The sequence below is a fragment of the Agrobacterium tumefaciens genome (assembly GCF_005221385.1).
GTDB classification, from domain to species: Bacteria; Pseudomonadota; Alphaproteobacteria; order Rhizobiales; family Rhizobiaceae; genus Agrobacterium; species Agrobacterium tomkonis.
Window position 1 is genome coordinate 1,470,210 of sequence record NZ_CP039904.1, and the last position, 26,952, is coordinate 1,497,161.

Annotated in this window: 24 protein-coding genes and 1 pseudogene; 6 read left to right on the forward strand and 19 right to left on the reverse strand. The window is 59.1% G+C overall.

All coding sequences use genetic code 11. The features are described from left to right. Positions 1-29: 29 nt before the first annotated feature. A pseudogene (locus tag CFBP6623_RS27270) lies at positions 30-134 on the reverse strand (Lrp/AsnC ligand binding domain-containing protein); the annotation flags it as partial. 301 nt (positions 135-435) lie between these two features. Between CFBP6623_RS27270 and CFBP6623_RS22005 the strand changes: the two are divergent. Next, the gene (locus CFBP6623_RS22005; RefSeq protein ID WP_046801064.1) at positions 436-1,116 is read left to right on the forward strand and encodes a DUF2161 domain-containing phosphodiesterase; all 681 of its coding nucleotides are present in this window, start codon (positions 436-438) and stop codon (positions 1,114-1,116) included. A gap of 204 nt (positions 1,117-1,320) precedes the next feature. On the opposite strand, the gene CFBP6623_RS22010 is transcribed toward CFBP6623_RS22005, so the two are convergent. The 4 genes from CFBP6623_RS22010 to CFBP6623_RS22025 all read right to left on the reverse strand — a co-directional run bounded on the left by CFBP6623_RS22010 (position 1,321) and on the right by CFBP6623_RS22025 (position 6,097). After that, positions 1,321-1,839, reverse strand: coding sequence for a hypothetical protein (locus CFBP6623_RS22010; RefSeq protein WP_046801063.1), 519 nt, complete (start codon positions 1,837-1,839; stop codon positions 1,321-1,323). 158 nt (positions 1,840-1,997) lie between these two features. Further along, on the reverse strand, positions 1,998-2,948 hold the full coding sequence (locus CFBP6623_RS22015) for an MYG1 family protein (protein ID WP_046801062.1): 951 nt from the start codon (positions 2,946-2,948) through the stop codon (positions 1,998-2,000). Between the two features lie 309 nt (positions 2,949-3,257). Then, on the reverse strand, positions 3,258-4,475 hold the full coding sequence (locus CFBP6623_RS22020; protein ID WP_080842912.1) for a glycerate kinase: 1,218 nt from the start codon (positions 4,473-4,475) through the stop codon (positions 3,258-3,260). A gap of 143 nt (positions 4,476-4,618) precedes the next feature. Continuing rightward, the gene (locus CFBP6623_RS22025; protein WP_232370458.1) at positions 4,619-6,097 is read right to left on the reverse strand and encodes an SLC13 family permease; all 1,479 of its coding nucleotides are present in this window, start codon (positions 6,095-6,097) and stop codon (positions 4,619-4,621) included. A 217-nt stretch (positions 6,098-6,314) separates the two neighbouring features. Between CFBP6623_RS22025 and CFBP6623_RS26950 the strand changes: the two genes are divergently transcribed. Continuing rightward, entirely contained in the window at positions 6,315-6,644 is a 330-nt protein-coding gene (locus tag CFBP6623_RS26950; protein WP_200960482.1) for a hypothetical protein, read from the forward strand. Positions 6,645-6,743: 99 nt separating this feature from the next. Here CFBP6623_RS26950 and CFBP6623_RS22035 read toward each other — a convergent pair whose 3' ends face one another. Further along, positions 6,744-8,153, reverse strand: a complete 1,410-nt coding sequence (locus CFBP6623_RS22035; protein ID WP_232370459.1) for a S8 family serine peptidase — start codon at positions 8,151-8,153, stop codon at positions 6,744-6,746. A 113-nt stretch (positions 8,154-8,266) separates the two neighbouring features. Here CFBP6623_RS22035 and CFBP6623_RS22040 point away from each other — a divergent pair, with 113 nt between their 5' ends. Both CFBP6623_RS22040 and CFBP6623_RS22045 read left to right on the forward strand, forming a co-directional pair. Further along, complete coding sequence (locus tag CFBP6623_RS22040; RefSeq protein WP_046801061.1) at positions 8,267-8,809, forward strand: RNA polymerase sigma factor; 543 nt, start codon at positions 8,267-8,269, stop codon at positions 8,807-8,809. Then, positions 8,806-9,558: an anti-sigma factor family protein gene (locus CFBP6623_RS22045; protein WP_046801060.1), complete on the forward strand. Its 753-nt coding sequence runs from the start codon at positions 8,806-8,808 to the stop codon at positions 9,556-9,558. The genes CFBP6623_RS22040 and CFBP6623_RS22045 overlap by 4 nt, the downstream gene beginning before the upstream one ends. An 88-nt stretch (positions 9,559-9,646) precedes the next feature. Here the strand turns inward: CFBP6623_RS22045 and CFBP6623_RS22050 are convergent, their stop codons facing one another. Then, on the reverse strand, positions 9,647-10,900 hold the full coding sequence (locus tag CFBP6623_RS22050; protein WP_046801059.1) for an MFS transporter: 1,254 nt from the start codon (positions 10,898-10,900) through the stop codon (positions 9,647-9,649). A 90-nt stretch (positions 10,901-10,990) separates the two neighbouring features. Here CFBP6623_RS22050 and CFBP6623_RS22055 point away from each other — a divergent pair, with 90 nt between their 5' ends. Continuing rightward, positions 10,991-11,842: a LysR family transcriptional regulator gene (locus tag CFBP6623_RS22055; RefSeq protein WP_046801058.1), complete on the forward strand. Its 852-nt coding sequence runs from the start codon at positions 10,991-10,993 to the stop codon at positions 11,840-11,842. 63 nt (positions 11,843-11,905) lie between these two features. Here the strand turns inward: CFBP6623_RS22055 and CFBP6623_RS22060 are convergent, their stop codons facing one another. The 12 genes from CFBP6623_RS22060 to CFBP6623_RS22115 all read right to left on the reverse strand — a co-directional run bounded on the left by CFBP6623_RS22060 (position 11,906) and on the right by CFBP6623_RS22115 (position 26,145). Beyond that, positions 11,906-13,153 (reverse strand): glucarate dehydratase family protein, encoded by a 1,248-nt coding sequence (locus tag CFBP6623_RS22060; RefSeq protein ID WP_046801057.1) that lies wholly within the window; start codon positions 13,151-13,153, stop codon positions 11,906-11,908. Position 13,154: 1 nt separating this feature from the next. Then, positions 13,155-13,952, reverse strand: a complete 798-nt coding sequence (locus tag CFBP6623_RS22065; RefSeq protein ID WP_046801056.1) for a sugar phosphate isomerase/epimerase family protein — start codon at positions 13,950-13,952, stop codon at positions 13,155-13,157. Next, the gene (locus CFBP6623_RS22070) at positions 13,949-14,983 is read right to left on the reverse strand and encodes a hydroxyacid dehydrogenase (protein WP_052760253.1); all 1,035 of its coding nucleotides are present in this window, start codon (positions 14,981-14,983) and stop codon (positions 13,949-13,951) included. Before CFBP6623_RS22070 ends, CFBP6623_RS22065 begins: the two co-directional genes overlap by 4 nt. After that, complete coding sequence (locus CFBP6623_RS22075) at positions 14,980-16,149, reverse strand: SGNH/GDSL hydrolase family protein (protein WP_080842913.1); 1,170 nt, start codon at positions 16,147-16,149, stop codon at positions 14,980-14,982. Before CFBP6623_RS22075 ends, CFBP6623_RS22070 begins: the two co-directional genes overlap by 4 nt. Positions 16,150-16,165: 16 nt before the next feature. Next, a complete protein-coding gene (locus tag CFBP6623_RS22080) occupies positions 16,166-16,915 on the reverse strand; it encodes an SDR family NAD(P)-dependent oxidoreductase (RefSeq protein ID WP_046801054.1) in 750 nt (249 codons plus the stop codon). 17 nt (positions 16,916-16,932) lie between these two features. Then, positions 16,933-19,263, reverse strand: coding sequence for an alginate lyase (locus tag CFBP6623_RS22085; protein ID WP_046801053.1), 2,331 nt, complete (start codon positions 19,261-19,263; stop codon positions 16,933-16,935). A gap of 71 nt (positions 19,264-19,334) precedes the next feature. Continuing rightward, the gene (locus CFBP6623_RS22090) at positions 19,335-20,864 is read right to left on the reverse strand and encodes an extracellular solute-binding protein (RefSeq protein ID WP_046801052.1); all 1,530 of its coding nucleotides are present in this window, start codon (positions 20,862-20,864) and stop codon (positions 19,335-19,337) included. A gap of 60 nt (positions 20,865-20,924) precedes the next feature. After that, on the reverse strand, positions 20,925-21,806 hold the full coding sequence (locus tag CFBP6623_RS22095) for a carbohydrate ABC transporter permease (RefSeq protein WP_046801051.1): 882 nt from the start codon (positions 21,804-21,806) through the stop codon (positions 20,925-20,927). A gap of 11 nt (positions 21,807-21,817) precedes the next feature. Continuing rightward, on the reverse strand, positions 21,818-22,747 hold the full coding sequence (locus CFBP6623_RS22100; protein ID WP_046801050.1) for an ABC transporter permease: 930 nt from the start codon (positions 22,745-22,747) through the stop codon (positions 21,818-21,820). Next, positions 22,744-23,859 (reverse strand): ABC transporter ATP-binding protein, encoded by a 1,116-nt coding sequence (locus CFBP6623_RS22105; RefSeq protein WP_046801049.1) that lies wholly within the window; start codon positions 23,857-23,859, stop codon positions 22,744-22,746. Before CFBP6623_RS22105 ends, CFBP6623_RS22100 begins: the two co-directional genes overlap by 4 nt. A gap of 30 nt (positions 23,860-23,889) precedes the next feature. Continuing rightward, positions 23,890-24,600, reverse strand: coding sequence for a GntR family transcriptional regulator (locus CFBP6623_RS22110; RefSeq protein ID WP_046801048.1), 711 nt, complete (start codon positions 24,598-24,600; stop codon positions 23,890-23,892). Positions 24,601-24,918: 318 nt separating this feature from the next. Then, positions 24,919-26,145 carry an MFS transporter gene (locus CFBP6623_RS22115; protein WP_046801047.1) on the reverse strand — a complete coding sequence of 409 codons (1,227 nt, stop codon included), beginning with the start codon at positions 26,143-26,145 and terminating at the stop codon, positions 24,919-24,921. 121 nt (positions 26,146-26,266) lie between these two features. Here CFBP6623_RS22115 and CFBP6623_RS22120 point away from each other — a divergent pair, with 121 nt between their 5' ends. Continuing rightward, positions 26,267-26,860: a TetR/AcrR family transcriptional regulator gene (locus CFBP6623_RS22120; protein ID WP_046801046.1), complete on the forward strand. Its 594-nt coding sequence runs from the start codon at positions 26,267-26,269 to the stop codon at positions 26,858-26,860. The last annotated feature ends 92 nt before the right edge of the window (positions 26,861-26,952 follow it).

A 26,952-nucleotide genomic window follows, 5' to 3' on the forward strand; every position in this document is an offset into this window, starting at 1 on the left:
GGCATTCTGCTGCCAGATGCCGCCTTGATGAGATAATCATATTCGCCGGTGGTCAGATAGGCTTCCAGCACCTCCGGAAGCGCGGCCATGGCTGCGCCGAAACGTTCCAGAACCTCGTCGTCGTGGCGCTGCATAATCACCGTCCCGGTCAATCCCAGACGCGACTGATCGAGAATGGCGGTGTAGCCGCGAATGATCAAAGGTCCATATAGTGGATCATATTTTAAAATAGAAAGATCGACGGATCGCGTGTTCGCCCTCGTCGAGGGCGCAGCGTTGTCGCAACGCCGCAGCGAATGTCGATCCTCTGGGAAAATTTATGGGCGGTTGTCTCCAGCGCTGACGATTTGTAACAGCGTCGGCGGCTATAAAGGTTGTCCTGAGCACGTGGAACGATGTATTCGGGGCCGGATAATCACTTGATCCTGCAGGCACATGGAAACTTCGCTTTATCTGCCCGTCAAAGGCTTTCTTGAAAAGGCAGGTTACACTGTCAAAGGTGAGGTTGGCGGTTGCGACCTTGTCGGTTTGAGCGATGATGATCCGCCTGTTGTCGTGATCTGCGAGCTAAAGCTCAGCTTTAACCTGGAGCTCATTCTGCAGGCCGTCGATCGCGCAGCTATTGCAGATGAGATATGGATTGCGGCCCGAATTTCAGCCAAGGGCAGAGGCCGGGAGGCCGACAAGCGCTACCGCGATCTTTGCCGCAGGCTTGGGATCGGCATGCTCGGGATTTCTGATAGCGGTGACGTCAGCGTTGTTGTCGGTTCCGTATCACCGATGCCGCGAACCAATCCAAAACGGCGTTCGCGGCTCATGCGTGAACACCAGAGGCGACGCGGAGATCCGGCAGTCGGCGGCAGCACCCGGGCGCCGATCATGACCGCTTACCGCCAGCAGGCGCTCGGCTGCGCTTTGGCGCTGGCATCAGGGCCGCTGCGCGTGCGCCAGGTCAGGGCCAGCATACCGGATGCCGGAAAAATTTTGCTTGCGAATGTTTACGGCTGGTTTGAACGGCTCGATCGGGGAGTTTATGACCTGACCGACGCCGGGCGGGAAGCGCTGCAGCGGTGGCCGCAGCAGGATATGTCTGCGACAGCCGCCGTTCCAGACTGATTTCATTCAGTGACAGACCCAAGCTGAGACGCCGATGGCGATGTGCAAGAGGTATGGGGCTATGGCGCAGCCATCACGATGGAACCGCCGCCTAAGTCGAAGCCTGAAACGGCATCGACGTCGGCTGCCGCACGGGTTTAAGGCTCATTCACTGCCGTGATCGCCAGGGCAAGGCAATGGCATTGGCAGGTCGCCCGGTGATATTCAGTCCGGGGCGAATTCACAGGCCAACAGGGTTTTGCCGCCAAGAGCGTCACCTTCCCGGGCCACAATGGAGACTTTTCCGGGGCCCGCCAGACCTTCCGGGGGCTGCAGATCCTGCGAGAGTTCCCGTGCATAACCTTTGCTGGAGGTACCCATCAGGTCGGAAGTTTCTGGCTTCAAATCATATTTCGCCGCCAGATCGTCGGCACGCTGGCCCTTGATCAAAACGCCGACCGCACCATTGGCGAAGAACACTTCATCGCTTTCAAATCCATCACGGCCGATCTGAAAGGGAAGTGTGTAGATTGCCGCGCCCAGTGACGATGTGTCGGGTTTTGCAAGCTTTTCCGCTGCATCGTAAATCTCGGTCGCAGATGTCATCGAGTATGGCGGATTGCACAGCGCCGCATCATAAAATGTAGGATCGGTTTTGGCTGCCACAGCGCTTCCGGCTTGGAGCATAGCGAAAGTGATGCACATTACGGTCGTGCCGTGACGAAGGTGTGTGAGAGCGAGCATAGGCGATCCTTGAAATTTGCCTGTCGTTTATTGGTGGAAATGCGTCAGGTATCATCTTTGCTTGGAGCACCAAAGTTTGCGCCTGTCGATATCCGATGGAGCCTTTTCCCAAAACAGCCGGCTGGTGCGCAAACAACGCAGCAGGATAGGCCGCTATGTCACGGCTTTATCGCTGTGGCCTCCTTGCCGAGGGAGAGAGCCTCTTTCACCGCTAACTCCGCCATGGCTAGCGCAGCATCGCGGGTTCTGGCCGCTGCGACAAACCGGCCGTTGTGACAGAAGCTCGCTCCTTCGACGCCACAAACCGCTTCCAAATCCTTGTCCGTCAAACCTGCCCAGGCGGCTGGCAGATCCGCGCGCAGCTCAAATCCTTCATCGGCACGACGGATACCGGTCAGGCACCAGTCGTTGTTGCGGGGGTGAACGACAAACAGCAGATGGTCGGCGCCCGACTTCACGATGGCGGGACGGAACGGCATTCCCACTGGCAATTCCAGAATATGCCCTTCGCCGGCATCCACGATAGCCCGGTTCACAAGCGCCTCAGCCCGCAATTTTGCAGCGCTGTTGGCAATCTTCGCCTCGATGAAGCTGCGGGCAATGGCGAGCGCCGCATGGAAACTGCGATTGTCGGCGTCGGGATCTGTCTCGTCAAAAACAGGTTTCAGGGTTTCCAGCAAAACAGGCAGCGTTAGCCCGGCAAGTGGCCCGGCGATGGAAGGGCTGAGCGCGCCATTATCGACCAGATCGACCGGCAGCACAAAGCTGGTATCGAACGCGGCATGGACGGTCTCGATATGATCTTCTGGAACGCCCGAGGCGACAAGATAGTCCCGGCCGAAGTGCTTCCAGATCAGACCGAACGAACTATAGGGTTGACCATCGTCCCGTAATGGCGCGCCGCGCTGGTGGTGGTCGAAGATTCTCCCCTTCGGGTCATAAGCGCCGCCGACGTCGTAGATGATGCGGTCCGCGCCGGGCGTGATCCATTCGGCTGCCCTGCTGCGAACGAGGCGGGCCTGGGGGAAAAGCCGGGTCAACACGACGCTGGACAGAAGCTCATCAGCATGGAAGCCACCGGAATGGGTGACGAGGAAGTCCGGGATCATGTCAGGATACGCCTTGTTGCTTGCGGAAGGCCCGCTTTGGGGCCGGGCATCTGATACCCTGTGCCGGACGCCATCTCAACCCGCCATTTTCCACGGAGGCCAAAAGCAATGATATGCTGTACGTTCTCGGATAGATGTGGCCTTCCTGCGCGAGTTGCGGCATCAATGCCGCGCGAAACCGCCAGAAAACGTCATGATATCCTCCCCGGAGGGCGCTGCCGCGTATTTCTCAATACACATTTGGCAGCGCCGGTTCAGGCGGATATCGGGAGAGGTTGCGTGCTTAAGGGCGAGCGCCTGCGAATTTCCTCAGGAGTACCGGGAACTGGACATGCCGGTTCCAATTGCGGACGGAGCACGAACTCTTCCCCTTATGCGCAAGGTTGTCCCGATCATGATCATCCTGACGGCATCCTCCGCCGCGCGGGCCAGAAGCTTCGGTGCCGATGATATCGCGTCCTCCAGGGAGCACGGTCGGGTCAATATCGAGGCGAAGGCATCAATCCCGTATTCGAGATTAAGCCTCACGCCCTTGCCGATCGTACCAGCAAGTGCGACCACCGGAACGCCGGCCTCCTTGGCCCGACGGGCGATTTCGGCTGGAACCTTGCCGAAGGGGGTCTGGCCGTCGAGGCTTCCTTCGGCAGTGATCACCAGATCGGCGTTACGCAGATAATCATCAACATCGAGATATTGCATGACGATGTCGTAGCGGGGGTGAAGCTTGCCGCAGAGCAGGCCCAGTACAGCTGCTCCCAGTCCGCCCGATGCGCCAGCGCCCGGTGCTGAGCCGACATCGAGACCGGTGGCGTCTTCTATGCGCTCTGCGTAGATTTCCATCGCCGCAGCAAGCTCTTCCACTTGTTGCGGCGTCGCTCCTTTCTGCGGCCCGAAAACGCGGGCGACACCTCGCTCCCCGAGAAGCTGGTTATGCCAGTTCACAGCGGCATCAATGCGCACTTGGGACAGGCGCGGATCTCGGTTGCTGAGATCGATGCGGTTCAGCTTCGCCAAGGCTGCACCGCCACGGTCGAGGTCGCGGCCGGCGGCATCGAGCAGTCGGACGCCCAGCGCCTGCGCCATGCCGGCGCCGCCATCATTGATGCCGCTGTCGCCGCAGCCGAGCAATATCCGTCTTGCGCCACCGTCAAGTGCGGCGCGCACGAGTTCGCCGACACCATAGCTCGTGGTGAGGCAGGGATTGCGGCGATCACGCGGAACAAGGCTGAGACCGGCAGCCGCGGCCATTTCGATGACCGCCGTCGGCTCAGGGCATCCGCCGAGGAATCCGATAAATGCGGAGACGGGTTGTCCAAGCGGGCCGGTCACCGTCACCGGGTGGATCGTGCCATTGGTGGCGCCGGTCAATGCCCGGGTAAAGCCTTCGCCGCCGTCGGCCATGGGTGCCTTGACGACCTCGGAGCCGGGAAATGCACGCAGAACACCTTTTTCAATGCAATCGGCGGCCTGTTCGGCTGAGAGACTTTCCTTGAAGCCCGAGGGGGCAACAACAACGCGGAAGGGCATGGGAAGATCCTTTCATGACAAGTATGTGACATTGGGGAAAACGTGGCCGATCAGCGCTTATTCCAGCGATTAAAAAATTTAGTCGGATAAATAAAAAAGGCCGCATATCGCGGCCTTTGGTTCATTGCAATTCATTGTTTGTTTTAGATTTTTTGCGAAAGGCCCTGCATCGGCCAAAGAAATATTGCCGACAGGATGAGCAGGAATATGAATGGCGGCAGGAGGAAATAACCAAGCTTGCGCAGGTCGGCTTGAGTGAATGCTGCGGGCTCCATTCCACCGAACAGAACGACCGGTTTTGCCGATACCATCGTCATCTGGCAAAAGCCGCTTGCCAGTGTCACCACCATCACAAGCACGGCCGGATCCACGCCAAGGCCAGACAAGGGTAATGCAAAGGCGGGAACGAGAACCGTAACCCGCGCCGTGCGCGAGGTGATCACCAGATGGGAAAAGGTGGCGACAATCACGGCAAATGAGATGACGATATCAGGTGCGGTGATCAAGCTCTGGCGGAAAACAGCCACCAGCCGATCGGCCAGCATCTGTGCCGTGCCCGTCTCGATCAGCGCTTCGCCGATGACCAGCGTGCCGGCCATGAAAAGAAGCAGATTCCACTCGACGGTTTTCAAGGCTGTTTTCAACGTCATGCCGGAGACATCGGGCACGCAGAGGACAAGAGCTGCCACCATGCCGATCAGCGCCATTCCGACACCGTGAATGGACTGGGTGGAAAACATCAGGACCGTGCAGAAGACCACAGCCGCGACGATGATCTGTTCTCTGGAAAAGGGGGCGATGCGCGCCAGGCCCGCTTTGCTGTCCGGGACCATGTCGCGTTCCTCTCTGGTGAGAAACACATGCAGCAGGATGGTGCAGGCGATCAGGCAGGTGATGAGCGAAAACGGTCCGGCCAGCACCAGCCAGCCGATGAAATCCGGCTGAGTTCCGGTCAGGCGGGCCAAGAACCCGGCAGCAACCAGATGCGCCCCCGCGCCAATCAGGGATGCGCCGGCGGAAAGGAGAATGATCGTGGGAAAGAGCAGGCCGAGGGCACGGGAAATGCGGCTATTGCCGATTGCGCCTGACAATCCGAGATACACCGGCATGAGAATGGCGGCCCGGGCTGAGGTGGAAGGAATGACGAAGGCGGTCGCGAAGGTCACAAACGTCAGCATCCAGAACATCGAGCTTATGCTGCGCATTCTGGGCATCAGTCGTGCCGTCAATTGCTCGATGAGACCCACATGCCGCAATACGCCGGCAATCACGAAGGCCGACAGAAGAAGCCAGATGATGTCATTGCCCAGCGACTGGTAAACCAGATTTTCCGGTATCGCGCCGACGACGGCAAGCGCGATAGCCCCGGTCAGGGCAACCGGCGTTTCAGGCAGTTCTAGGACCGTCCAGGCGATGATGGCCGACAAAAAAATGAAGAGTGTCGCCCGCATCGGCATTGTCAGGTCGTCGATCGCCAGAAAGATCAGCACAGCGGCGAAGGCAGTCAGCAGCATCGCAACAATCTGTTTGAGGCGCCGGACGGAAACCGTAGCCTCGGTCATGGCGGTTGTCGGCAGGTCTTTCTTCAGATTTGCCGTGGGCAAGGACATGAGATGTGCCACCAGTGGCCTCCTTTGCATCGCGCCGTCATCAGAGGGCAGTTTCGGATCGGGAGAGCCGCCCGTGCGGCACAAATTTTCCCCTATGTCCGATTATGAACGTTCGATGACGGTGAATATTCCCAGCAGAGGCAAGTTTTTGAGGGGCAGGGGTGGCCTGAGGAAAATGTCTTTGCGCGGAATAAAGTCGCGTCAGCCGCGTTCCTCGCCAGGTACCGACATGGCAGGTACCGACATGAAACATGAAAGGAGAAACGTCATGAGGCATATTTTTGCGGCAAGTGCCGTGGCGCTGTTTGCCACGGTAACCTTCACGGTTGCAGCATCTCCGGCATACGCCACGGCGATACAGCCGCAGCCACCGCTTCGCGCGCACTCTCACATCGTTTTGGTGGATGATGATGGCGATGACGACGATGATGACCGTCGCTTCAGTCGCCGCTATCGTTATGACAACGACGGGTGGCGGAACTTCCGCGGCGGTTCCCGCGACGACGACGATGATTTTGACGACGACGATGATGACGATGACGATGACGATGACGATTGATATCGTCCATCAAGATCTGACGTTCATGCCCGGCCCCGCGCCGGGCATTTTTTTAAAGCTGCACATGGATAACGCAAAAATAGAGTGACGCTGGCAAGCTCAACTCTGGCACAATGTTCGTGCGTTCAGCAGACCCCAACCGAAAATCGCGTCCTTACCCGGCGCGCCCATGTCGCTTGCCGACTGCGCCAGGGCATTTGCGACGTCGTTCGGCCGCATGTCCGGGTTTGCGCCCAGCAGCAGCGAGGCCGCAGCCGTTACAAAGGGCGCGGCAAAAGACGTGCCGCTCTTCTGTCTGCCGCCGGAAATGGAGGCGGCCGTCCACACGCCGACGCCTGGCGCTGCGATGTCGATATGCTCCCCGCGAACGGCGCGCCGATATGGCTTCATGCTTCTGTCCACGGCCGTGACCGCGATAACATCCGCATAGGCTGCGGGGTAAACCGGCTTGGCGTTCGGACCTTCATTGCCGGCTGCGGCGACCAGTATCGTGCCCTTGTCGATCGTCGCGCGCACTGCCTTTTCGAGCAATGTGTTCGCAGGCCCGCTCAGGCTGAGGTTGATGATCCGGATTTTTCTGGCGGCGAGTACGTCGAGCGCCTGGATGAGATCGTATGTTTCGGCAATATCGGCCGTCTTGCGATAGCGCTGGAAGGCATCTATCGCCACGAGGTGCCCGGCGGGCAGGAGGCCGGGCGCACGGCTGCCCGCGGCTCCGACCAGAAGGGCGGCGACCGCGGTTCCATGCTGTTCACCCGATGGCGCTTCCGCACCATTACCAAGCTGCACGACCTCAATCGCGGCGTCGGTGAATGATGCGTGTCCGGCGTTTATGGCGGTATCGATGAGGCCGATCGGCAACGGAGCGGCGCAGCTTGCCGTTTGTTCCTGATCACCATCGAGAGGCCAGCCGACCATATGTCTCACGAGCCTGCAGCCATCACCGGAACAGGAAGAGGCTTCCTGCTGTTCCGGCTGATAGAAATGGTTGAAATCCACGGATGCGGAAGGCGCTGTCGCGATGACAGCCTGTCGCGCGGTATCCAGTGTCATTCCCCGCGGTATCGTCAGCTTGATCAGTTCGCTGCCGGTAAGCGCTATGGTCGTTCGTTCATCAACGACAAATCCTTCCTGCGTCAGGTTTGCTATCGCTGGATCGTCGAGGCCGAGCGCCAGTATTTTGTCGGGTGCGCGTTCCGGAACGGCGACGGTCCTTCGCTGCGGCGGCCTTTGTTCCGCTCGCTGGAACGGCCAGCCAAAAAGCGAACGCAGATCGCCACGGGGACGCCGGTTGTCGCTCCCGCGGTCTCCCCCTCCAGACGAGCCGCCATACCCGCTACCGCCACCATCGTCGTCATTGCCGCCGCCATCGTCATCATCGTCTGCGCGCGCTGCGGAAATACCGGGAGCAATGCCTGCCGATTGCAGCAGCGGCAACGCGGCCTGTGAAAAGGCGGCGGTGAGGATAACGATTAAAAACCCGAAACGAAGCGGTGCAGTCTTCGACAAATGGCTATCTCCGGTAGAAATTATACTCGAAACATTCCGAACATATGTGGGAATGTTACCTCAGGTAGACGTTTGGCTCGACAGATTATTCCGTTCCGTGCCAAACAAATCGCATGACGAATGAAACGCCCACAGTGCCGCAGCGGCTGGTCGAGTTCCTGCCGAACCTGCGTCGATTTGCGATTTCGCTCTGCCATTCACGCGAATTGGCCGACGATCTGGTGCAGGCCGCCTGCGAGCGGGCAATCGTTGCTGCCGACAGTTTTGCACCCGATACCCGATTCGACGCCTGGATGTTTCGTATCCTGCGCAACCTCTGGATTGATCATCTGCGCCGTGCCAGGACCGCTGGTCCGCAGGAGGAGATCGAGAAGGCGCATGATGTGTCGGTGCCTTCGGGAGAAGCAGCGACGCATGCGCGCATGGAACTGATGGAGGTGGTGGCGGCCCTGCAGAAACTGCCGGAAGAGCAGCGCGAAGTGCTGGTTCTGGTCTGCGTCGAGGAGCTCAGTTACCGCGATACGGCCGATGTTCTCTCCATTCCCATCGGCACGGTCATGAGCCGGCTGGCGCGGGCACGCAAACATCTGGCGGAACTGACGGGAATAAGTCTGGGGGAGAAACGTTCGTCAGATAGGAAAGGCGGCGTTGCATGAGCATGGAACATTTTGACGACGAGACATTGATGGCATTTGCCGATGGCGAACTTGACGAGGCGACCAGCCTTCGTCTTGAAACCGCGCTCGAAACGGATGACGCGCTTGTCGAACGCCTTGCCGTTTTCCTCGACACGCGGACGGCGCTCGCCTCGACGCTCAAGCCGCTGATCGATGAGCCGGTGCCGGATGCGCTTGCTGCATCGGTACGTCGCATGGTTGAGGACGCCGAAGCGAACAGTTCCGATACGGAGGGTGCCAAGGTCATTGCTTTCCGCGGACGGGAAAAGCCAGAGATATCCCGCTTCAGGCAGCGCTGGCTGATGCCGGTTGCAGCCTCCGTCCTCGCCGTCATTACCGGTGTTGGCGGTTTTGTCGCCGGGCGTAGCGGTCTCGAATCAGGCACATCGGTCAAGGGCGCATTGTCTGCTGCGCTCGATCGTCAACCGTCCGGCAGCGATATCGCAGTCGGTCAATCCGAAGTGCTGCGCATCGTCGCAAGTTTTGTCGATGGCCGGGGCGCACTCTGCCGCGAATACGAATTGAAACGACAGGAAGAAAACACCCTGGCCGTTGCCTGCCGGTCGGATGGCACCTGGGTAACACGTCTCGCCCTATCGTCACCAAGGGCCGACGGTTATGTTCCGGCGTCTTCACAGGAGACAATTGACACCTATCTGACGTCTATCGAAGCCGGCGGCCCACTTTCCGCGGCGGAGGAGCAACGTGTGCTTTCGAAGGCCGAATGATGTGCTGCGCGTGTCGGCGGAATTGCCTTACTTTTTTTGACCAAGGCACTTGCTTCGGCCTCATTCCCTGTCAAAGCAGTCAGCTAGTCTACGATGAGCTAATCTGAGTTCTGGAGGGGCGCAGCGAGATTGCCAGGGGCAGCGCTGTCACAACCACCGGCAAGATGAGTACCGACCACGCTGCCCCGTAGCCAAAACTGTCGACCAGCAGCCCGAAGAGGTAGGGGCCAATTGCCATGACAGCCAAACAGATCGTGGACGCGAAGGCGATTGTCGATGCTATCGAACCTTTCGGTGCGCTCTCGGCGATCTGCAGAAGATAAAGCGGAAACCAGCCGATGCCGAATATCCCCAATATGGCGAGCACCAGGAGGATCACCAGCGGCGGAGTGCCGATGGGAAGAAGCGCCAGGATTGTCGCAGCGCCGGCGGCAATGACGGATACCAGGCCAAAGGATTGACCGCGAAGACCGGGCCGGAAACGATCGCTGAGCCAGGGCAGGAGAATTCGGCCGGGAATGCCCGCAAGCTGCGTGGCGGCAAACATCGAAGAAGCGGCAAAAAGGCCTAGCCCCAATCCATCCGCCATGAAGCCGATCGCGTGTGCGGTCAAGGTGAATTGAAACGCAGACATGGCGATACCGAGCCGCAATACGGGCCAGAAGCTGCGATCCTGCCCGACGATGCGGACGAGTTTGCCTAGAGATAGTGGACGCTCGGTTTTTGCGGCCAAATCGCCTCCCTCGCGATACAGCCCCCAGAAAAGCGCCGCGCCGACAATGGAAACACCGGCGCAAAGCCATGCTGCGGCATGCCACCCGTAACGGACCGCCATGAAAGGCAGGAGAGCGGCTGCAATCATTGTTCCAAAGGGAACCGCCGCCTGTCTGAACCCTGTGGCAATGCCGCGTTTGGCAGGTGGGAACCAGCGCATGATCGCCCGCGTGCCGCCCGGTTGGACGGCCGCATAGGTGCCGCCCAGAAAAGCGATGCAAACAAGCAGCGCGGGCAGGCTGTCTGCGAATGCCGCTGCACAGGCCATGGCGATCGCCATGCCGAGCATGGCAATGCCGACGATGCGACGTTCACCGTGAATATCAATGGCGCGGCCGAGCATGAACATTGTCGCGATCTGGACGCCGTTCATAACGGTCACGGCAAGCGATGCAGATGCGAGGGAGACCCCGAATGCTTCCCGCCAGAAGGGCACGAGAATGTAAATTCCCTGCGATACGAATGAGCCTGCGGTTTGCGTTCCGACCGCCACGGCAAGGACTGCCCAGATCCGGGGATCGGTCTCGGACGTGGGTGTGGGCGAGGACAAAGAAATCTGTGACGACACGAAAAGCTCCTATCAGGGTTTTCGTGCGATAACCTTTCTGGTCAGCCGACAGAATTAGGAGCTTGCAAGTTTCAGCGATAACAGCTTGTTATGCAAGTCATGCGCTCATTGGATCCTGAAGCCGTCGAGGCTTTTCTTCTTGTTGCCGAATTGCAGTCGTTCACGCGGGTCGCAGGCGTTATGAATACGACGCAGGCGGCCATATCCCTGCGCTTGCGCCGGCTCGAAGACTTGCTGGGGCATCGCCTCGTCGAACGGACGCCACGCCGCGTGCGGTTGACGGCTGCAGGCGAACGCTTCCTGGAGCCGGCGCGGGCCTATGTCGCTGCCGGTCGTCGCGCGCTTGATGTCTTTGAACAGGAGCCAACGCGTCTGGCGATTGGCGTCACCCATCATCTGATCGGGGCCGACCTGCCTCGGATACTTCGGGTCGTCAGCGAGTGCGAGACGAGCGTGACGCTTCATCTTCGTACGGCCGGCACAAGAACCCTGCTTGACCTCTATGATGCCGGAGAACTCGACGCGATCGTGGTGCTGCGGCACGATGATATCCGCCGGGATGGGGAACCTCTGTTTCAGGAGAGCTTTGGCTGGTATTGCAGCGAGGATTTTGATCTGCCTTCAAACCTCCCGGTGCCGCTGGTGCTTCAACCGGAACCCTGCAATTTGCGCGCCATGGCGCTTCGGGCGCTGGAAACAGCGGATATCCCCTGGCGTGAGGCGTTTGTCGGCACCGGCGCAACAGCGGTCGGAGCCGCGGCTGAAGCCGGGATTGGCATAGCGCTTCTGGCACAAAGCGCAGCCCCCGCCGGTGTGCGGCAGGTCAGGGGCCGCGCGCTACCGGAACTTCCGAAACTGGATGTCGTGATGATTTCGACCGTCACCGGCGACAGCGCGAATGCCGTGCTTCGACGGATCACCGGGGCATTTCGATCATCCTGATCTAGCGTGTGGGTGGCCGGAAGCACTGAGAAATCGGCCAGTCGAGTTCTGGCGCATGCAAGATTACCAACGCGGCACACGCCTTTCATAAGCGGGGTCGAAGAGCTTCATGTAGGCTGTGTCATCGCGCTCCTTCATCGCGGTCTGCTCATAAAGAGCCGCAAGTTCGGCGAGCTTCTGCCGATTGAGGCTGACGCCAAGTCCGGGCGCTTTCGGCACATCCAGACGACCGTTTCGGAATGTGAAAGGGGTGCCCTCGATCACATCGACGCCCGTCCATGGGTAATGTGTGTCGCAATCGAAACTAAGGTTCGGCGTTGCTGCAGCCACATGCACCATCGCCGCAAGGGTAATGCCGAGGTGGGAATTGGAATGCATGGAAACACCAAGCCCCAGTGTTTCGCAGGTCTTTGCGAGATGGGTCGAAGCGCGCAATCCGCCCCAATAATGGTGATCTGACAGCACGATCTGTACCGCATTTTTACGGAAGGCGGTGGCGATCTGGTCGAACTCCAGAACGATCATGTTGGTGGCGAGCGGGATTGAGGTTGCGGCCGCCACCTGCGCCATCTGGTCCATGCCGATGACCGGGTCCTCAAGATATTCGAGAATATTTTCAAGCTTGCGGGCAATGTAGATGGCCGTTTCCACTGTCCAGCCGCCATTCGGGTCGATCCTCAGGGGGTGATGGGGAAAGGCTTGCCGCAGCTTCAGCATCGTCTCGATCTCGAGATCGGGATGCAGCACGCCGCCCTTCAGTTTCAGCGATTGAAAACCGTAGGCGTCGACCATTTTCCGGGCTTCGCCGACCATCTGGTCAGGCGTCAGAACCTCTCCCCATTCATCCGCCGCTTCGCCGATATGGCCTGCAAATTTGAAAAACAGATAGGCGCTGAAAGGTACGCTTGTGCGAACCGCCCCGCCAAGCAGGTCTGAAACTGGCCGCCCAAGCAGCTTGCCCTGAATGTCGAGGCAGGGGACTTCGAAGGCCGAGGCAACCACATCCGTCAGCTTGTGATCGGCGACAGCCGATTTGGCATTGATGCCACCGCCGCCCGGCAAAGCCGTAATGATACGCGATTTCAGTTCGTGAAGATGAAACGGGTCCAGTCCGATGAGGGCTGGTGCAGCGCGACGCAACCCGTCCAGCGCCTTGATGCTTCCGTAACTCTCCCCAAGCCCGGTCGTGCCGTCGTCGCATATGACTTCGATGATGGTGCGCAGCGCATGGGGCTGATGGACACCCTTGCAATTCAGCAATGGCCGGTCGGGAATGGCGACCGGAGTGAGGTGGATTTCGGCTATGCGCATATCAAGAAACTCCTTGTCGCCACCAGTGGCGCGCAGCCTTCAGCGCATCTTCCAGTGGTGGCAGTTGGGGGTGCCAGTGGCGTTCCCATTCGAGGCTGAGGGGAATTTGCCGTTCGTCCGGTTGGAGCAACGAAAGCAGTTCCGCGATGGGAAAGTTGCCCTGGCCTGGCAGAACGTAGCGCCGTTTTCCGTCTTCATCCGTCGTGCTATCCTTGACGTGCAGATGGACGGTGTTTTTAGCGATGTGGCGCCAAAGGGTTTTGAGATCGGTGCCTTTGGCCCATGTATGATGGGTATCCCACAATATCCGGGCCGTCGGTACGTGTTCCAGAAAAGCGAGCAACTGATCGAAATCGGCCAGCGCATCGTGGGTTTCGATCATAAGCTCGACATTCAGCCCGCGTGATTGCCGCAGACCCTGCCACTTGTCCAGCAGCGTCGCTGCGCGATCCAACTCCTCCGCCCCAATTTTTTTGCCACCATCGAATATTCGCAGATAAGCGATGTTGGCGGCTTCTGCCCAGATAATGAAGGGGTCGAGCTCGGAGAGACTGCTGCTTCCGAACAGCCGCATGGATGTGTTGAGAGCGGCAATTCTGATGTTGCGTTCGGTCAGAAAAGTGGCAAATCGGGCAGGGGTGCCGAACTCGGCAACGAGCGCGGAGATCAGGTCTATGGTGCCGGATAGTGCGCGCAATTCCACGCTTGTTATGCCATGGCGCTCTGCCAGATCGGCCGTCTCATGCAGGCTGAGGTCGGAGCAGCCGAGGGTCGAAAAGCAATAGTCGGAACCGCTCATGCCATACGCTCCATATCCTGCTTATAGACCGGGTGGAGTGGCGCAAGCCCCGCCACGAAGCGTTCAATCTCGGTAATGGCCAGATCGGAAAGTGCGCGCAATTCGTTGCCCAGCGCCCCGGCTATATGAGGGGTGAGCACGACATTGGGCAGATCGTAAAATGGGCTGTCCGTTGGCAAGGGTTCGGGTTCGGGCGTGTCGATCAGGATGCGCAACCGTCCGGAAAGCGCCTCGGCCAGCAATGCCTCGTGATCCACCAGCCAACCCCGCGCGGTGTTGATGAAGATGGCATGATCGGCCATCAGCGCCAGTTCACGGGCGCCGATCATATGGCGCGTTTCCGGCAGGATCGGTGCGTGCAGCGAGACCACATCGGAGCAGGCGAGAAGTTCATCCAGCTCCGTTTTCCTCGCGCCGAGGGAGGCTGCCTCTTCCGCCGAAAGAAAGGGATCGTAAACGGCAATCTCAAATTTGCTGCGCGCCAGCATCTCCATCACCAGCCGCCCGATGCGTGAGGCGCCGACAATGCCAACCTTGCGGGCATGATTGCCGAGATGCGGCAGGCTTCTGCCACGCCGGCTGCCAAAAACGCCGGTGCCGCGCTCCGCCCTGTGTTCATCCCGCAACCGAAAGACATCCTTGCCGCACATGATGATCGCCGCATAGGTGAATTCGGCAACCGGCACGGCCATGGCGGAAGCTGCTGTCGTGACGAGAATATCGGACGTTTCCCAGAATTCTGCGGGCGCAACCATCCGCACCGATGATGCCGCATAGGCCAGCATCTTCAGCCGTGGCGCGCGGGAAAGTCGTTCGCGCGTGAGGGATGGCGTACCCCAGGCAGCGAGCAGAATGTCAGCTTCGGCGAGAGCTTCGGCACCTTCAGCGGTGTCGAAATCCGTATGGGGAAAACCCGGAATAATGTCCGCTATCGCATTCAGCCGCGCCCATTCGCGCGAACCGAAGAACGCTTCGGGAAGCTCGCTGCGCATGGCGATCAGCAGGCGTGGTTTATTCTCGGAATGTTTCATGCGCGCACCGGATTTGAAATGGGGCGGATGTCGATGCTGGAAACATCAATCTCGATCGGTTGAGAACCGGGTTGCAGGATCACATCGAGAAAAAGTTCGGGCGGTGCCTTGCCCGGCCGCAGTTTCAGGGGAGGGGTCCTTAACGCGCCTCGCCACTGTGCGGACGGAAAGGAAAAGAGCCTGCCGTCATCCGCACGGAACGGTGCGAGCGCCGTCATCGTCTGTCCTTCGGTTGCGACATCTTTCAGCCGCAGCGATATTCCCAGAACCCCATCATGGGCCGGTATCTCCACATTACAGATCGCTTCCACCCAGACGCCGGTGCCGGGGTGGACAAGCTGCCCGCCAAGACGATGGTTCTGCTCACCCGTTTCGGTGACTGTCCGGGCCGAGAGATCCGATGCGAGATTGCCGGCTGGATTGTTTACCGGATCGAAGCGATCATCCTTTGACAGGAGCCGGGCAGGCGCACGGGGCACGATCGTTTCGAGGTAGTCCGCCAGCAATTTTCCGACGGCAAAGGCGCCGGGTACGGAAAAATGGGTTCCGTCATCGGAATAGGCTGGATAGGGCTCGCCGAATTCGCTGTCAGGATCGACCCATGCCGCGTTCCAGTCGAAGATATGGCAATTGGCGTTGTTTGCCGCAAATTCGATGCTTTGCCGGTTGATCCAGTGCGCCTTGGCTCGCTCCGCACCGCCTGCGGGCCATTTCCCGACGCTTCGCGCCAGAATGGGAAGCAGGATCACGGTCTTGCCGGCGGTGAGCAGGACTGAGGCGATCCTTGCCCGCGTATCGGCAATCGTCTGGCGCGTTTCCACCACCATGTCGTTGGTGCCGGCATCGACAATGATCAGGTCGAAATCCGATTGCAGCAACCGAGGCAATCGCCGCTCGATCTCGACCGCCTTCTGGCCGGAAACCCCGAAATTGAGGCCGGAAAAGAACCGGCTGACACCGGGCCGGTTGCTCGGCTCCCACCCAGACGGCACGGATGGATCGTGGTGGACCGGGCAACAAAGCCTGCCATGCGACAGGACCTCGGCCCAGCTCATCCAGCCGCGTGCCGATGTGGCAAGCGAGCTGGCGTCACCAATATGGTTCTGCTGGACGAGCGAGGTGCCGAGAATGGCAATCCGGCTCGCCCTTGGTAACGATACGGACATGGTTTTTACCGGGATATCAGGAGAACAGGACGCCGCCATTGATGTCGTAGCAGGCGCCGGTGACATAGGCGGCATCGTCAGATGCGAGGAAGGCTACCAGACCGGCAACGTCTTCGCTCGACCCTTCGCGCTTGAGCGACGTCGCGCCGGCCACCCGTTCACGCACCTCCGGCTTGGTGAAGGTGTCGTGGAAGGTGGTCGAGATCATTCCGGGGCAAACGGCGTTAACACGGATATCAGGGCCGACTTCCTTGGCAAGGCCACGGGTGAAGGTCATCACGGCACCCTTGGAGGTCGCATAGGCAAGAGCGCCCGGGCCGCCGCCATCACGGCCGGCCTGCGACGAGAAGGTGACGATGGCCCCGCCCTTTGCCATTTTCGGCAGCGCGGCCTTGGTGGTCAGGAACAGCGATGTCAGATTGACGTCGAGGACCTGATGCCAGAAGGCTTCATCCATCTCTGCAACTGTCTTGCGGGCGATCAGGCCGCCGGCAACATGGACGAGGCCATGGATCTCGCCGAATTTGTCGGCAGCTGTGGATATGGCTGCCTCAACGTCGCTTGCATTGGTGAGATCCGCCTTGATGGCCAGAGCCGAGCGGCCAAGCTTTTCGATTTCGGTAACGGCTGTAGCCGCACCATCGGCAGCACCATTATAGGTAAGAACGACATTGGCGCCTTCCTGCGCAAAACGGATGGCACATGCCCGGCCGATATCCCGGCCGGCGCCGGCGACAACAACGGTCCTGTTGGTAAAACGCTGCATTGGAAAACCTCGTATGGTTAGAACTGCTTGGGAAGTGAGAGCTTGAAACGCTCGTCATCGACATCGCTGAAGTAGATGTCGGTCGAAAAACCCTGATCGTCGATGAAGCTGAAGATGCGCTTTGGCTCCTTCAGGCTGTAAGGCACGAGAAGGGTGACAAGGCGATGCCGGGTGGCGGCCGGAACCGTGGCGCAGACATGGTGGTGAATATCGAGCCCTTCGAATTCCTTCGGGTCGATATCGGGAAAACCTTCCACGGCGCTGATTTGTGGCGTGCCGGCCGAAGAGTAGACGAATTGCCCGTAGAAGCCCGCATTCTGGCCATTGTAGCGGAAGCTTGACCTGCCGGTCTGCGGCGCTCCGAGTGTATGGCAAAGCCATTGCAGTTCCTGGGGTTCGGAACATTCCACCTCGTCGACAATCACGAAATAGCTGTCATTGACGAAATGGGTTTCGCGCAGCACCTTTTGAACCAGCGGGTTCGCAACCTGGTAGGCGGCGGTCGCATCGCCGACGATGCGAACATGCCCGGGCTTTTCTTCCACCGAGGCGATGCGGCCGGCGGCGCGGCGCGCAAGCGCCTTGTCCTTTTCCGCATATTGGCCCTTACCGCCGATCAGCACCGCGTTTTTCGACCGTGTCTGACGGCGCCAGTTCAGGTGCATCTGCGAATTGAACGCCACGTAATAACCGGACTGGATCGCCAGATCTTCGCCATGGGCATAAAGCACAAAGGCGTTCTGGTCGCCGTGGCTATGGCTGAGCGAGCCATAGGGGCTGGATTTGAAGACGAACTGCAGGTGCCGGTCCGGGTCTTCCATGTGTTTCTGGATGGTGGCCCAACCGATATCATCGAAAACGGCGAGTGCCGGCAAGTCGGCAGGCGGCACGGCTTCCACCTGCCGGTAATCGTGGCGATAGACGAGATCGTCGAAGTTCAGGTCCCACCAGCCGTAATTGTAAAAGGCCATTTCCGTGCCCGTCGCATCGGCCTTGATGTGATCGAAATACCATTGGTAGTGGCCATTGCCGGTGACGCCGGCGAATTGCCGGACGTTGTAGCCGAGCTTCAGGCCGGGAAGATCACCGAGCGTGGAGTCGTCGCCGAAGTTGGCGCGACGGGTGCCGGGCGCCTTGGTGTAAAGCGGGAAGCGGCCGGTATTCTGGAAAAACGGCCGCTGATAAAGGTCGTAACCCATATAGGAGCGGATCAGGTTGGCGGCCTCGATAAGATAGGCCATGCCTGTCATCCAGTAATGCGGACCTTCCGCCCAGCCGCCGTCGGTTCCGGCCCATGGAGAATAGAGCGTGGCGAGGAATTCGACGGTATAGTCGAGCCATTCGCCCGCCTCTTCGCTTTCGCCCTGAAGCGCGATGCAGGCCGGTGTCAGGACAGCCGAAAGCGAGCGCACCGCATGGCTGTCATAGGGAAATACGTGAATGCGGGCGTGTGCAATCACATGGTCGGCAACTTCCCGCGTCCGTTCGAGAAGAACGGACCGCACGGTCTTGCGTTCGTCTTCGCTCAGATGGTCGTACAGCCAGTCATAACCCCAGGCGAGTGCAACAACGACACGGAACCCCGCCTCGTCATTATAGGCGCGCGAGGTCGCACCTTTCGGGTCCCAGGCGGCGACGGCCAGCAGCCATTTGCGAGATGCATCGAGAAGATCGTCGCGCCCGAGCACGCGGCCGGCGATGGCAAGGTGCCGGATCGCATAGATCACTTCCTGGCAATCAATATACATCTGCCGCCAGAGCGCGGCGACCCGCATGTTGTTGGGATACGGCTGCGGTTCCGGCATGACCGGCCGCTGCAGCCATGGTTCAACCGATTTTTCGTAAAATTCGGCCCAGCCGCAATGATTGGGGTCCTTTGCAACGGCATCGGCGAAGGTGCTCAATTGCTCGGAATTGAGCCACAGCCGAGGGTGGCTGGTTTGCGCGGCGGCGTGGCGGGCAGACCTGCCGGGCAGCGGCGTTTTCGGCAGTGTTGCACCGATCTCGAAACTGCGCACGGCGCTCCAGTTGGAATGCGCTGTCGCGGATTTTTGATCCCAAAGAGCATAACACCAGTGATAGTGGCCCTCCGGCAGCGCTTCATCCGGTGTGAAGAAATTCCAGGCGAGATCGTCGAAGACGAGCGTTTTTTTGTCCGCAAAGCCGGGATCGGCCGAAATGCGCAGCACGTAACGCGCGCCGTCGTCAATATCGGGTAGCCATGAAAAGCGCGGAGGGTTCTCCGTCGGCTGTGCTTCTTCGCTCGGCTCGTAGCCAATGGTCAATGAACCCGGACGGGGTTCGTCGAGAAGTGTCTGTCTGGAAATGGCCGGGGCAGAGGGACGCATTGCGCTCTAACTCCTATGAAAACAGATGGGAAAGGATGGCGGCAACAAAGCCGCCATCATGGTCGGAGGGTTTATTGCGCCGCCTTGTACTGGCGGTCATAGGCCGATTGCATCATCTTGATGACCTCGTCGTAACCAAGGGCAGTGAGACGCTTTTTGTAGGCGTCCCAGCCGGTATCGACGTCCTGCGCCCCGAGAATCCAGGTCTGCTGCATTTCGGTCATGTAGGTGAGGATGCTCGGCCAGTAGCGGTCGAAGGTCGCTTTTTCCTCGGCGTTCAGGGAAACGCCCATGAACTCGTCCTTGAGGCAGTTGCACTTCTCGTACATGTCGATGCCTTCAAGCGCGATCTTGTTCGTCCACTGGCGCTCATATTCGTAGTCCATCCAGTATCCGCGCGGGATCGCCGCACCGACTGCCCATAGCTGGGCATTGACCGGATCCTTGTTGTCGAGGATTTCCTTCTTGAACTGCGGTTTGCCGTCCACCATTTCGTAAGTGAGACCCTCGACACCGAAGTTCGACAGGATGCGACCCTGCTGCGAGAACCAGAAATCGAAATATTTGATGGTTTCGACGGGGTGTTCGTTGGTCGCCGAAATAGCCCAGCCGACGGGCTGGACACGCAGGCGGCGGGAATCCTCGAAACGCTCACCTGAAACCGTCTTCGGCGGAAGCATCGGCTTCAGTGCAAAGCCAGCAATCTTCGGCGACAGCGCGTCATTATAGGTCGAGGTGCTGGCGAACCAGTCATGTGTCATGCCGCCGAGATTGTTGCCCAGCAGATATTCGCGCGAGCGGGCGCCGCGGGTGAATATCTCCTTGTCGATCAGCCCTTCCTTGTACCACTTGGCGACATTGGAAATGCCGGTCTTGTAGTTGTCTTCCGCCCAGGGGTGACGCAGCTTTCCGTCATAGACGGCAAAGTCGCCATACCGCTCCGATCCCGAAACGCGTGCGTCCCACAGATTGATGAGGCGGACGGCATCGATTTCCTCACGGGCAAAATAAGGCACCTCATCCTTGAGGCCGTTGCCGTTGGGGTCCTTGTCGCGGAAGGCTTTCAGAACCTCGTAGACCTCTTCCGGTGTCTCCGGCTGCTTCAGGCCAAGCTTGTCGAGCCAGTCCTGGCGGATGAACCAGCCGCGCGAGAACTTGCCATCAGGCACATAGGGAATGAAGTAAAGCTTGCCGTCCGGTCCGGAGATGGCGTTGCGGATGTCCTTGTGGCTGTCGAAGAAGGCTTTGAGGTTGGGGGCGTTTTCCTCGATCAGATCGTCGAGTGGAATAAACGCGCCTTCCAGTCCGTAGCGAATGAAGTCTTCCTTCAGCCCACCGGTGGCGTCGCCGCCGACGATATCGGGAAGGTTGCCAGAGGCGATCAGAAGGTTGAATGCATCGCGGCTGCTGGTGGTCGCCAGTGACGCCACGTTGCGGACATGGATGTTGGTGATTTCCGCGGCCTTCTGCTCCACCGGCCATTTTTCCGAATAAACGTATTTGTCGCGGAAGTGGAAATGGATCGTCAGTTCCAGCGGGTCTTCGGTGATCTTGCCCGCATCCTGCGCCAATGCCGGCAAGGCCAGGGTTGCGGCTGTCATCAACGCCAGTAGGCGCGCGCCTTTTCGTAGTGCTCTCACAGGTTCTCCTCCCTTGTGCTGCTACTCTTTCACTCCGCCCAGCAGAATTCCTTTGGTGAAATACTTCTGCGCGTAGGGGTAAATGATGAGGACGGGAATGATGGATGCGATCATGATCGCTGATGTCACCGTCTCGAACGAATAATGGGCGGTGAGCAGGCTCGAGGCGAATTCGTCGTTCGAGTTGAGGTCGACGATGACGCGCTTGAGATAGACCTGAAGCGGGATTTTTTCTTCACCGCGCAGCAGCACCATGGCCCAGAAATAGCCGTTCCAGCGTGAAACGATGCAGAACAGCGCAACGGTGACGATTGCGGGCTTGGAAAGCGGAATGAACACCTTCCACAGCAGCTGCAATTCGCTGGCGCCGTCCATCTTGGCGGCCTCTTCGAAGGACTTGGGCACGGCTTCGAAGAAATTGCGCAGCAGAATGACGTTGAAGGCGTTTGCCGCAAAGCCGAGGATGATGCCGAAGCGGCTGTCGAGAAGTCCAAGGTCGCGCATGTTCAGAAAGAAGGGGATCATGCCGGCGTTGAACCAGAGCGTAAACGCGATGGCGATGTTGAAGAAGGTGCGGCCGCGCAGGCGCTTGCGCGAGAGGGCATAGGCTCCGGGGATCATGATCAGCAGGCTCATCAGCGTGCCGCCGAAGGTGTAGATGAAGGTGTTGCCATAAGCGACCCAGAACATCCTGTCGGACAGGACCCGGTCATAGGCGGCAAGCGTGACGTCTATCGGCCAGAGCGTGACGCGACCGGCCGTGACGGCGGCACCGGAGGACAGCGAGACCGACAGCACATAGATGAAGGGATAAAGCGTCGACAGGACGAACAGGCCGAGAAGAATGGCGTTTGCCCAGCCGAAAATCCTGTCGCCGCGGGAATAAAGATTGAAGTTTGCCATGTTTCAGCTCCTCACCACAGCGATGTCGACGAGACTTTTCGGCTGATACGATTTGCCGAATAGACAAGGACGAAAGCGATGACCGCGTTGAACAGTCCGGCGGCCGTCGCCAGATCGTATTGGGTGCCCTGCAGGCCGGTGCGGTAGATGAAGGTGGAAACGACGTCCGCCGTCTCATAGGTGGATGGGCGGTAAAGCAGGATGATATATTCGAACCCGACCTCGACCAGATTGCCGATGCGGATGATCAGCATGATCACGATTGTCGGCAGGATGCAGGGCAGGGTGATGCGCCACATCATCTGCCAGCGCGACGCGCCATCCACCCGGGCGGATTCGTAAAGCGTCGGGCTCACGCCGGCGATGGCGGCGAGATAGACGATGGATTCGAAGCCTGCCTCTTTCCAGACGGATGAACCGATGTAGACGGGGCGAAACCATTCCGGCTGGGTCAGGAAGTAGATCGGCTCAAACCCAAGGCCTTTCAGCATGAGATTGACGATGCCAATCGATGGCGAGAGGAAATTGATGACGATGCCGGCGACGATCACCACCGAAATGAAGTGCGGCAGGTAAACGACCGTCTGCGCCCAACTGCGGGCAATGCCGCTTTGAATTTCGTTGAACATCAGGGCCAGAATGATCGGCACCGGAAAGGCGAAGATCAGGCCAAGGCCGCTGATGGTGATGGTGTTCCAGAAGGAACGAATGAACATGTCATTCTGGAAAAGCTCCACGAAATTCGCAAATCCGACCCAGGGGCTTTTTTCGATGCCGCGAAAGATCGAGAAATCCTGAAATGCGATGACCAACCCATACATGGGTTTGTAGAGAAAAACTGCAAACCAGATGAGCATCGGCGCGAGCAGGAGATAGAGCTGCCAGTCGCGGCGCACGTCTTCCTGAAGGTCGTGAAGGCGCCCTTGAAAATCCTGTTTCATGGCCGCGCTCCACCCCGGGTTTTGAGCGATCTTCCGGTCGCCGCATCAAAGATGTGGACGCGTGCGGTATCGATGGACAGCCGGTTGATGCCGTTAAGGGCGTGGTCGCCATAAAGCGTTTCGGCTTTGGCGATAAATGGCTGGCCATCGGCCTTTCCATGCAGCAACGCTTCAGCGCCCAGAGGCTCCACGAGGTCGATGCTGCAATTTAGAACGTCACGGCCGTCGCCAGCCTCCACCGACATGATTTCCGGCCGAAGGCCGAGCTTGACGGCCTGTCCTTGCGTCGCGTTCTGCGCGAAGGCATCGGGAATGTTGAAGCGCTGCCCGGAGCTGCCACCGAGGACAACGGTGACACGGCCGTCATGGCTTTCGATCGTCCCGTCCAGAAGGTTCATCGGCGGGGAGCCTATGAAGCTTGCGACAAATGTGTTCGCCGGTTCGAGGAAAACCTCCATCGGCGAGCCGACCTGTTCGATATGGCCGCCATTCATGATGACGATGCGGTCGGCAAGCGTCATCGCCTCCACCTGGTCGTGGGTGACATAGATGCTGGTAGCCTGCATCCGCTTGTGCAGCAGCTTGATCTCGGCGCGCATATGGGTGCGCAGCTTGGCGTCGAGATTGGAGAGAGGTTCGTCGAACAGGAAGATTTTCGGCCGGCGCACGATGGCGCGGCCCATGGCGACGCGCTGACGCTGGCCGCCGGAAAGATCTGCAGGCTTGCGGGCCAGATATTCGGTAAGTCCCAATATCTGTGCGGCTTCCGCAACGGCCTTGTCAACGACGGCGCGCTTCTCGCCCCTGACGCGCAGGCCGAATGCGATGTTCTCGGCCACGCTCAGATGGGGATAGAGCGCATAGTTCTGGAATACCATGGCGACATCGCGGTCTTTCGGGGCGACCTTGTTGACGATCCGGCCATCCATCGAAACGGTGCCGTCCGAGATGTCCTCCAATCCGGCGAGCATGCGCAGCGTGGTGGATTTTCCGCATCCCGAGGGACCAACGAGGACAACGAATTCCTGCGGCTGTATGGAAAGATTGATACCGTGGACGACTTCGAGAGCGCCGTAGCGCTTGACGACATCGTTGATTTGAACTGCAGACATGAAAGGCCCCTCCTCAAAAGCCTTGAATGTTCAGTCAGGCGTCTTCGACCCCCGTGAAGCGCGCTTCCTCGTGACGCGCGTGTTGACCTGTTCGATGAAGGTCCAGATCTTCGGGTTCTTGGAGAGTTCTGCGATCTTGGTTTCGAGTGATCCGAGATGGCGCTGGACGGCTTCGCGTGCGGCTTCGATATCGCCTGACTCGATGGCGCTCACGATCGCTTCGTGCTCCTCGATCACCTTTTCAGTGCGACGGACCGCAAAAACGCGCTTCAGATGGCGCATCCGGTCCATTTCGCCTTTTGCCTGATTGACCACGCTCCAGGCGCCGGGAAGGCGGGCTGCCGCGAAGATGGTGCGGTGAAATTCCTCGTCCAGCAGGAAGAAATCCGTGAATTCCTCGTCTTCGGCTGCGGTGCGCTGCTGGGAAATGCAGGTTTTCAGACGGGCGATGTCTTCCAGCGAGTGCCGCTTGGTCGCCTCGATGACGGCGCCCTCTTCCAGTTTGAACCGGATGAAGCAGGCTTCCATGTAACGCTGCACGTCGATCGGCGAGATATAGGTGCCGCCCTGCGGTACGACAGTCACGAAACCTTCTTCGGAAAGGCGAATGATCGCCTCGCGCACCGGCGTCTTGCTGACATGCAAGAGCGCTGCGATTTCCTTTTCCGACAATGCGCGCCCGGGAAGCAGCTTCACTTCGACAATCAGTTTGCGAAGCAGGGAATGGATCCGGTTCGTCATGTTTCCATCAGCCGGTAAGTCTCGCGGGGTGACGAGTTCGGACAGCGGCAACGATGGAAATTCAAGAGCGTTAGACATATCAATAACCAAACTGAGATATCAGATTATGTAGTGACATATCTATTGTGTTTTTGAGAGTCAAGCGCGAATGATCGGTTGGGAAGCGCCACACCGAAAAACCGGAGCGATCTTTTGATCGCTCCGGTGCAAGGGTTTTGATTTTGAAGGAAGTTTCAGCGGCGGCTAAAAGCGCCTTGTGGGCATGATAATGCCAGCTATTTTGCCGCCATTACCATGTTCACCGGGTGCTCAACGGTATTATTCGGCGGGCTGTGCCGCGCATGCCTGCTCGGAAGCTCTCTGCTCTCCGGAGAGGCTGCGCTGACCGAGGCCAATGATGGCGACTGTCGAAAGGCTGGCAGCAACGGACATCCAGAAGCCGTTGGTGGGGCCAAAATTATCGATGACCCAGCCGGAGATGAAGGCGCCGAGCGCCATGCCGATACCGATGCCGGTCATCACCCAGGTCACGCCTTCCGTCAGCATAGATTCCGGCACGCGGCGCTCGATCAGGCCGAATGCGGTGATGAAGATGGGCGAGATTGCAACGCCGCTGAGGAAAACGGCAAAGGCGAGCAGGGCAACGGTTGTCGTGGCAAAGAGGAGCGGCAGGGCGGTAAGCGCAAGGACGCTGACGGCAATCAGCAACTGGCGATGTAACGGCATTTTCGGGTTGATCGCGCCGAGCAGCAGGCCGACAACGAAGGAGCCGATGGCATAGACACCAATGACGAGGCTCGCGGCCTCCGGCTGGCCGAGTTGCTTGGTGATGGCCACAGCGCTTACCTCGGCCGTGGCGAAGGTTGAACCCACGAAGATCAGGGCGAGTGTGATGATCTGGACCGGCCGTAGCCGTATCGCTGATTGCTGCCGTGTCCCGCTTTCAACCGGGCGCACCTTGGGTTCTGTCGACCCCTGCAGCAGGAAGGCAAAGGTGCCGAGCGCCAGCGAGGCCGTGCTGATCATCATGCCCGCTTCCGGAAAGAGCGAGACCGCAAGCCCGACGGAAAGCGAGGCGCCGGAAATATAAACCAGCTCATCCGCGGCGGACTCAAAGGCAAAAGCCGTATTCAGCTCTGGCCGGTCGCGGAAGATTTCCGTCCAGCGGGCACGCATCATGGCGGGGATGCTGGGCATGGCGGCGGCGAGGAAGGCTGAAAGGAACAGGGTCCAGACCGGCCACTTCTGGTTCGTGGCGAGGATCAAAACCACAAAGGCGATGACCGATATGATGGTGGCCGGGATGAGGACCTTGCTCTGGCCCTTTCGATCCACGAGGCGGGAGATCTGCGGTGCCGCAGCCGCATTGGTCAGCGCGAAGGTTGCCGAGACGGCGCCGGCAAGCCAATATTCTCCATGGGTCTGGGAAAGCATGGCGACGATACCGATCGGCGCCATCGCAATTGGCAGGCGGGCAAAGAAGCCCGCGGCGGAAAAGCCCTTCGCGCCCGGAGCCCTAAAAATTTCTCTGTATGGATTAGACATCGGGATGCACCTTGTTCAGGGAGTATCTACCACACACATACGTGGCGTATGTGAATGAGATAATTGCATACGTCGCGTATGTCAACTAATATACGTGGTGTATGTGGACGACGGAGAAAAAATGCGCAAACCCCGCAGTGAAATGATTGCCGAGACACGGGCAAAGCTTCTGTCCGCCGGTCGAAAGGCGTTTGGCAGCATCGGTTATGCCGAAGCGTCGATGGACGACTTCACCGCCGAGGCGGGGCTGACCCGTGGCGCGCTCTATCACCATTTCGGTGACAAAAAGGGCCTGCTGCTGGCGGTTGTCGCTGAAATTGACGCGGAGATGACAAAAAGACTCTGTGAGATTTCGTCGAAAGCCGCGACCCGGTGGGACGGTTTTATCGATGAGAATGTCGGTTATGTCCGCATGGCTCTTGAGCCGGAAATCCAGCGGATCATGTTTCGCGATGGACCGGCCGTGCTCGGTGATCCCTCCCGCTGGCCAAATGCCAATGGCTGTATTTCCGCTGTTGCGCGGAGCCTTGAAATCCTGAAGCAGGAAGGGGCGATCACCGATATCGACCCGGAGGCATGTGCCCGTTTCATCAACGCGGCAAGCAGCAGCGCCGCCCAGTGGATCGCGAATTCCGACGACCCTGAAAGGACTTCCAAACGGGCAGTTGAAAGCTTCCGGACCTTGCTTGAAGGATTGCGCATTCACAAAGGCTGATCCGTACCCTTTTAGGCGGGACCTCTCGACTGAAGGGAGAGCGGCGTGCCGGGTGCCCGCCTCACAGGTTCCCCGTCAGCGCCAGCTTTCAC

Coding starts and splice junctions, on each gene's coding strand:
- CFBP6623_RS22065 (WP_046801056.1), bottom strand. CDS start 13,952: ATGAGCGGTTCCGACTATTGCTTTTCGACCCTCGGCTGCTCCGACCTC.
- CFBP6623_RS22010 (WP_046801063.1), bottom strand. CDS start 1,839: ATGCTCGCTCTCACACACCTTCGTCACGGCACGACCGTAATGTGCATC.
- CFBP6623_RS22100 (WP_046801050.1), bottom strand. CDS start 22,747: ATGAAACAGGATTTTCAAGGGCGCCTTCACGACCTTCAGGAAGACGTG.
- CFBP6623_RS22115 (WP_046801047.1), bottom strand. CDS start 26,145: ATGTCTAATCCATACAGAGAAATTTTTAGGGCTCCGGGCGCGAAGGGC.
- CFBP6623_RS22015 (WP_046801062.1), bottom strand. CDS start 2,948: ATGATCCCGGACTTCCTCGTCACCCATTCCGGTGGCTTCCATGCTGAT.
- CFBP6623_RS22110 (WP_046801048.1), bottom strand. CDS start 24,600: ATGACGAACCGGATCCATTCCCTGCTTCGCAAACTGATTGTCGAAGTG.
- CFBP6623_RS22040 (WP_046801061.1), top strand. CDS start 8,267: ATGACGAATGAAACGCCCACAGTGCCGCAGCGGCTGGTCGAGTTCCTG.
- CFBP6623_RS22080 (WP_046801054.1), bottom strand. CDS start 16,915: ATGCAGCGTTTTACCAACAGGACCGTTGTTGTCGCCGGCGCCGGCCGG.
- CFBP6623_RS22020 (WP_080842912.1), bottom strand. CDS start 4,475: ATGCCCTTCCGCGTTGTTGTTGCCCCCTCGGGCTTCAAGGAAAGTCTC.
- CFBP6623_RS22005 (WP_046801064.1), top strand. CDS start 436: ATGGAAACTTCGCTTTATCTGCCCGTCAAAGGCTTTCTTGAAAAGGCA.
- CFBP6623_RS22075 (WP_080842913.1), bottom strand. CDS start 16,149: ATGTCCGTATCGTTACCAAGGGCGAGCCGGATTGCCATTCTCGGCACC.
- CFBP6623_RS22085 (WP_046801053.1), bottom strand. CDS start 19,263: ATGCGTCCCTCTGCCCCGGCCATTTCCAGACAGACACTTCTCGACGAA.
- CFBP6623_RS22045 (WP_046801060.1), top strand. CDS start 8,806: ATGAGCATGGAACATTTTGACGACGAGACATTGATGGCATTTGCCGAT.
- CFBP6623_RS22105 (WP_046801049.1), bottom strand. CDS start 23,859: ATGTCTGCAGTTCAAATCAACGATGTCGTCAAGCGCTACGGCGCTCTC.
- CFBP6623_RS22095 (WP_046801051.1), bottom strand. CDS start 21,806: ATGGCAAACTTCAATCTTTATTCCCGCGGCGACAGGATTTTCGGCTGG.
- CFBP6623_RS22055 (WP_046801058.1), top strand. CDS start 10,991: ATGCAAGTCATGCGCTCATTGGATCCTGAAGCCGTCGAGGCTTTTCTT.
- CFBP6623_RS22090 (WP_046801052.1), bottom strand. CDS start 20,864: ATGACAGCCGCAACCCTGGCCTTGCCGGCATTGGCGCAGGATGCGGGC.
- CFBP6623_RS22120 (WP_046801046.1), top strand. CDS start 26,267: ATGCGCAAACCCCGCAGTGAAATGATTGCCGAGACACGGGCAAAGCTT.
- CFBP6623_RS22070 (WP_052760253.1), bottom strand. CDS start 14,983: ATGAAACATTCCGAGAATAAACCACGCCTGCTGATCGCCATGCGCAGC.
- CFBP6623_RS22060 (WP_046801057.1), bottom strand. CDS start 13,153: ATGCGCATAGCCGAAATCCACCTCACTCCGGTCGCCATTCCCGACCGG.
- CFBP6623_RS26950 (WP_200960482.1), top strand. CDS start 6,315: ATGGCAGGTACCGACATGAAACATGAAAGGAGAAACGTCATGAGGCAT.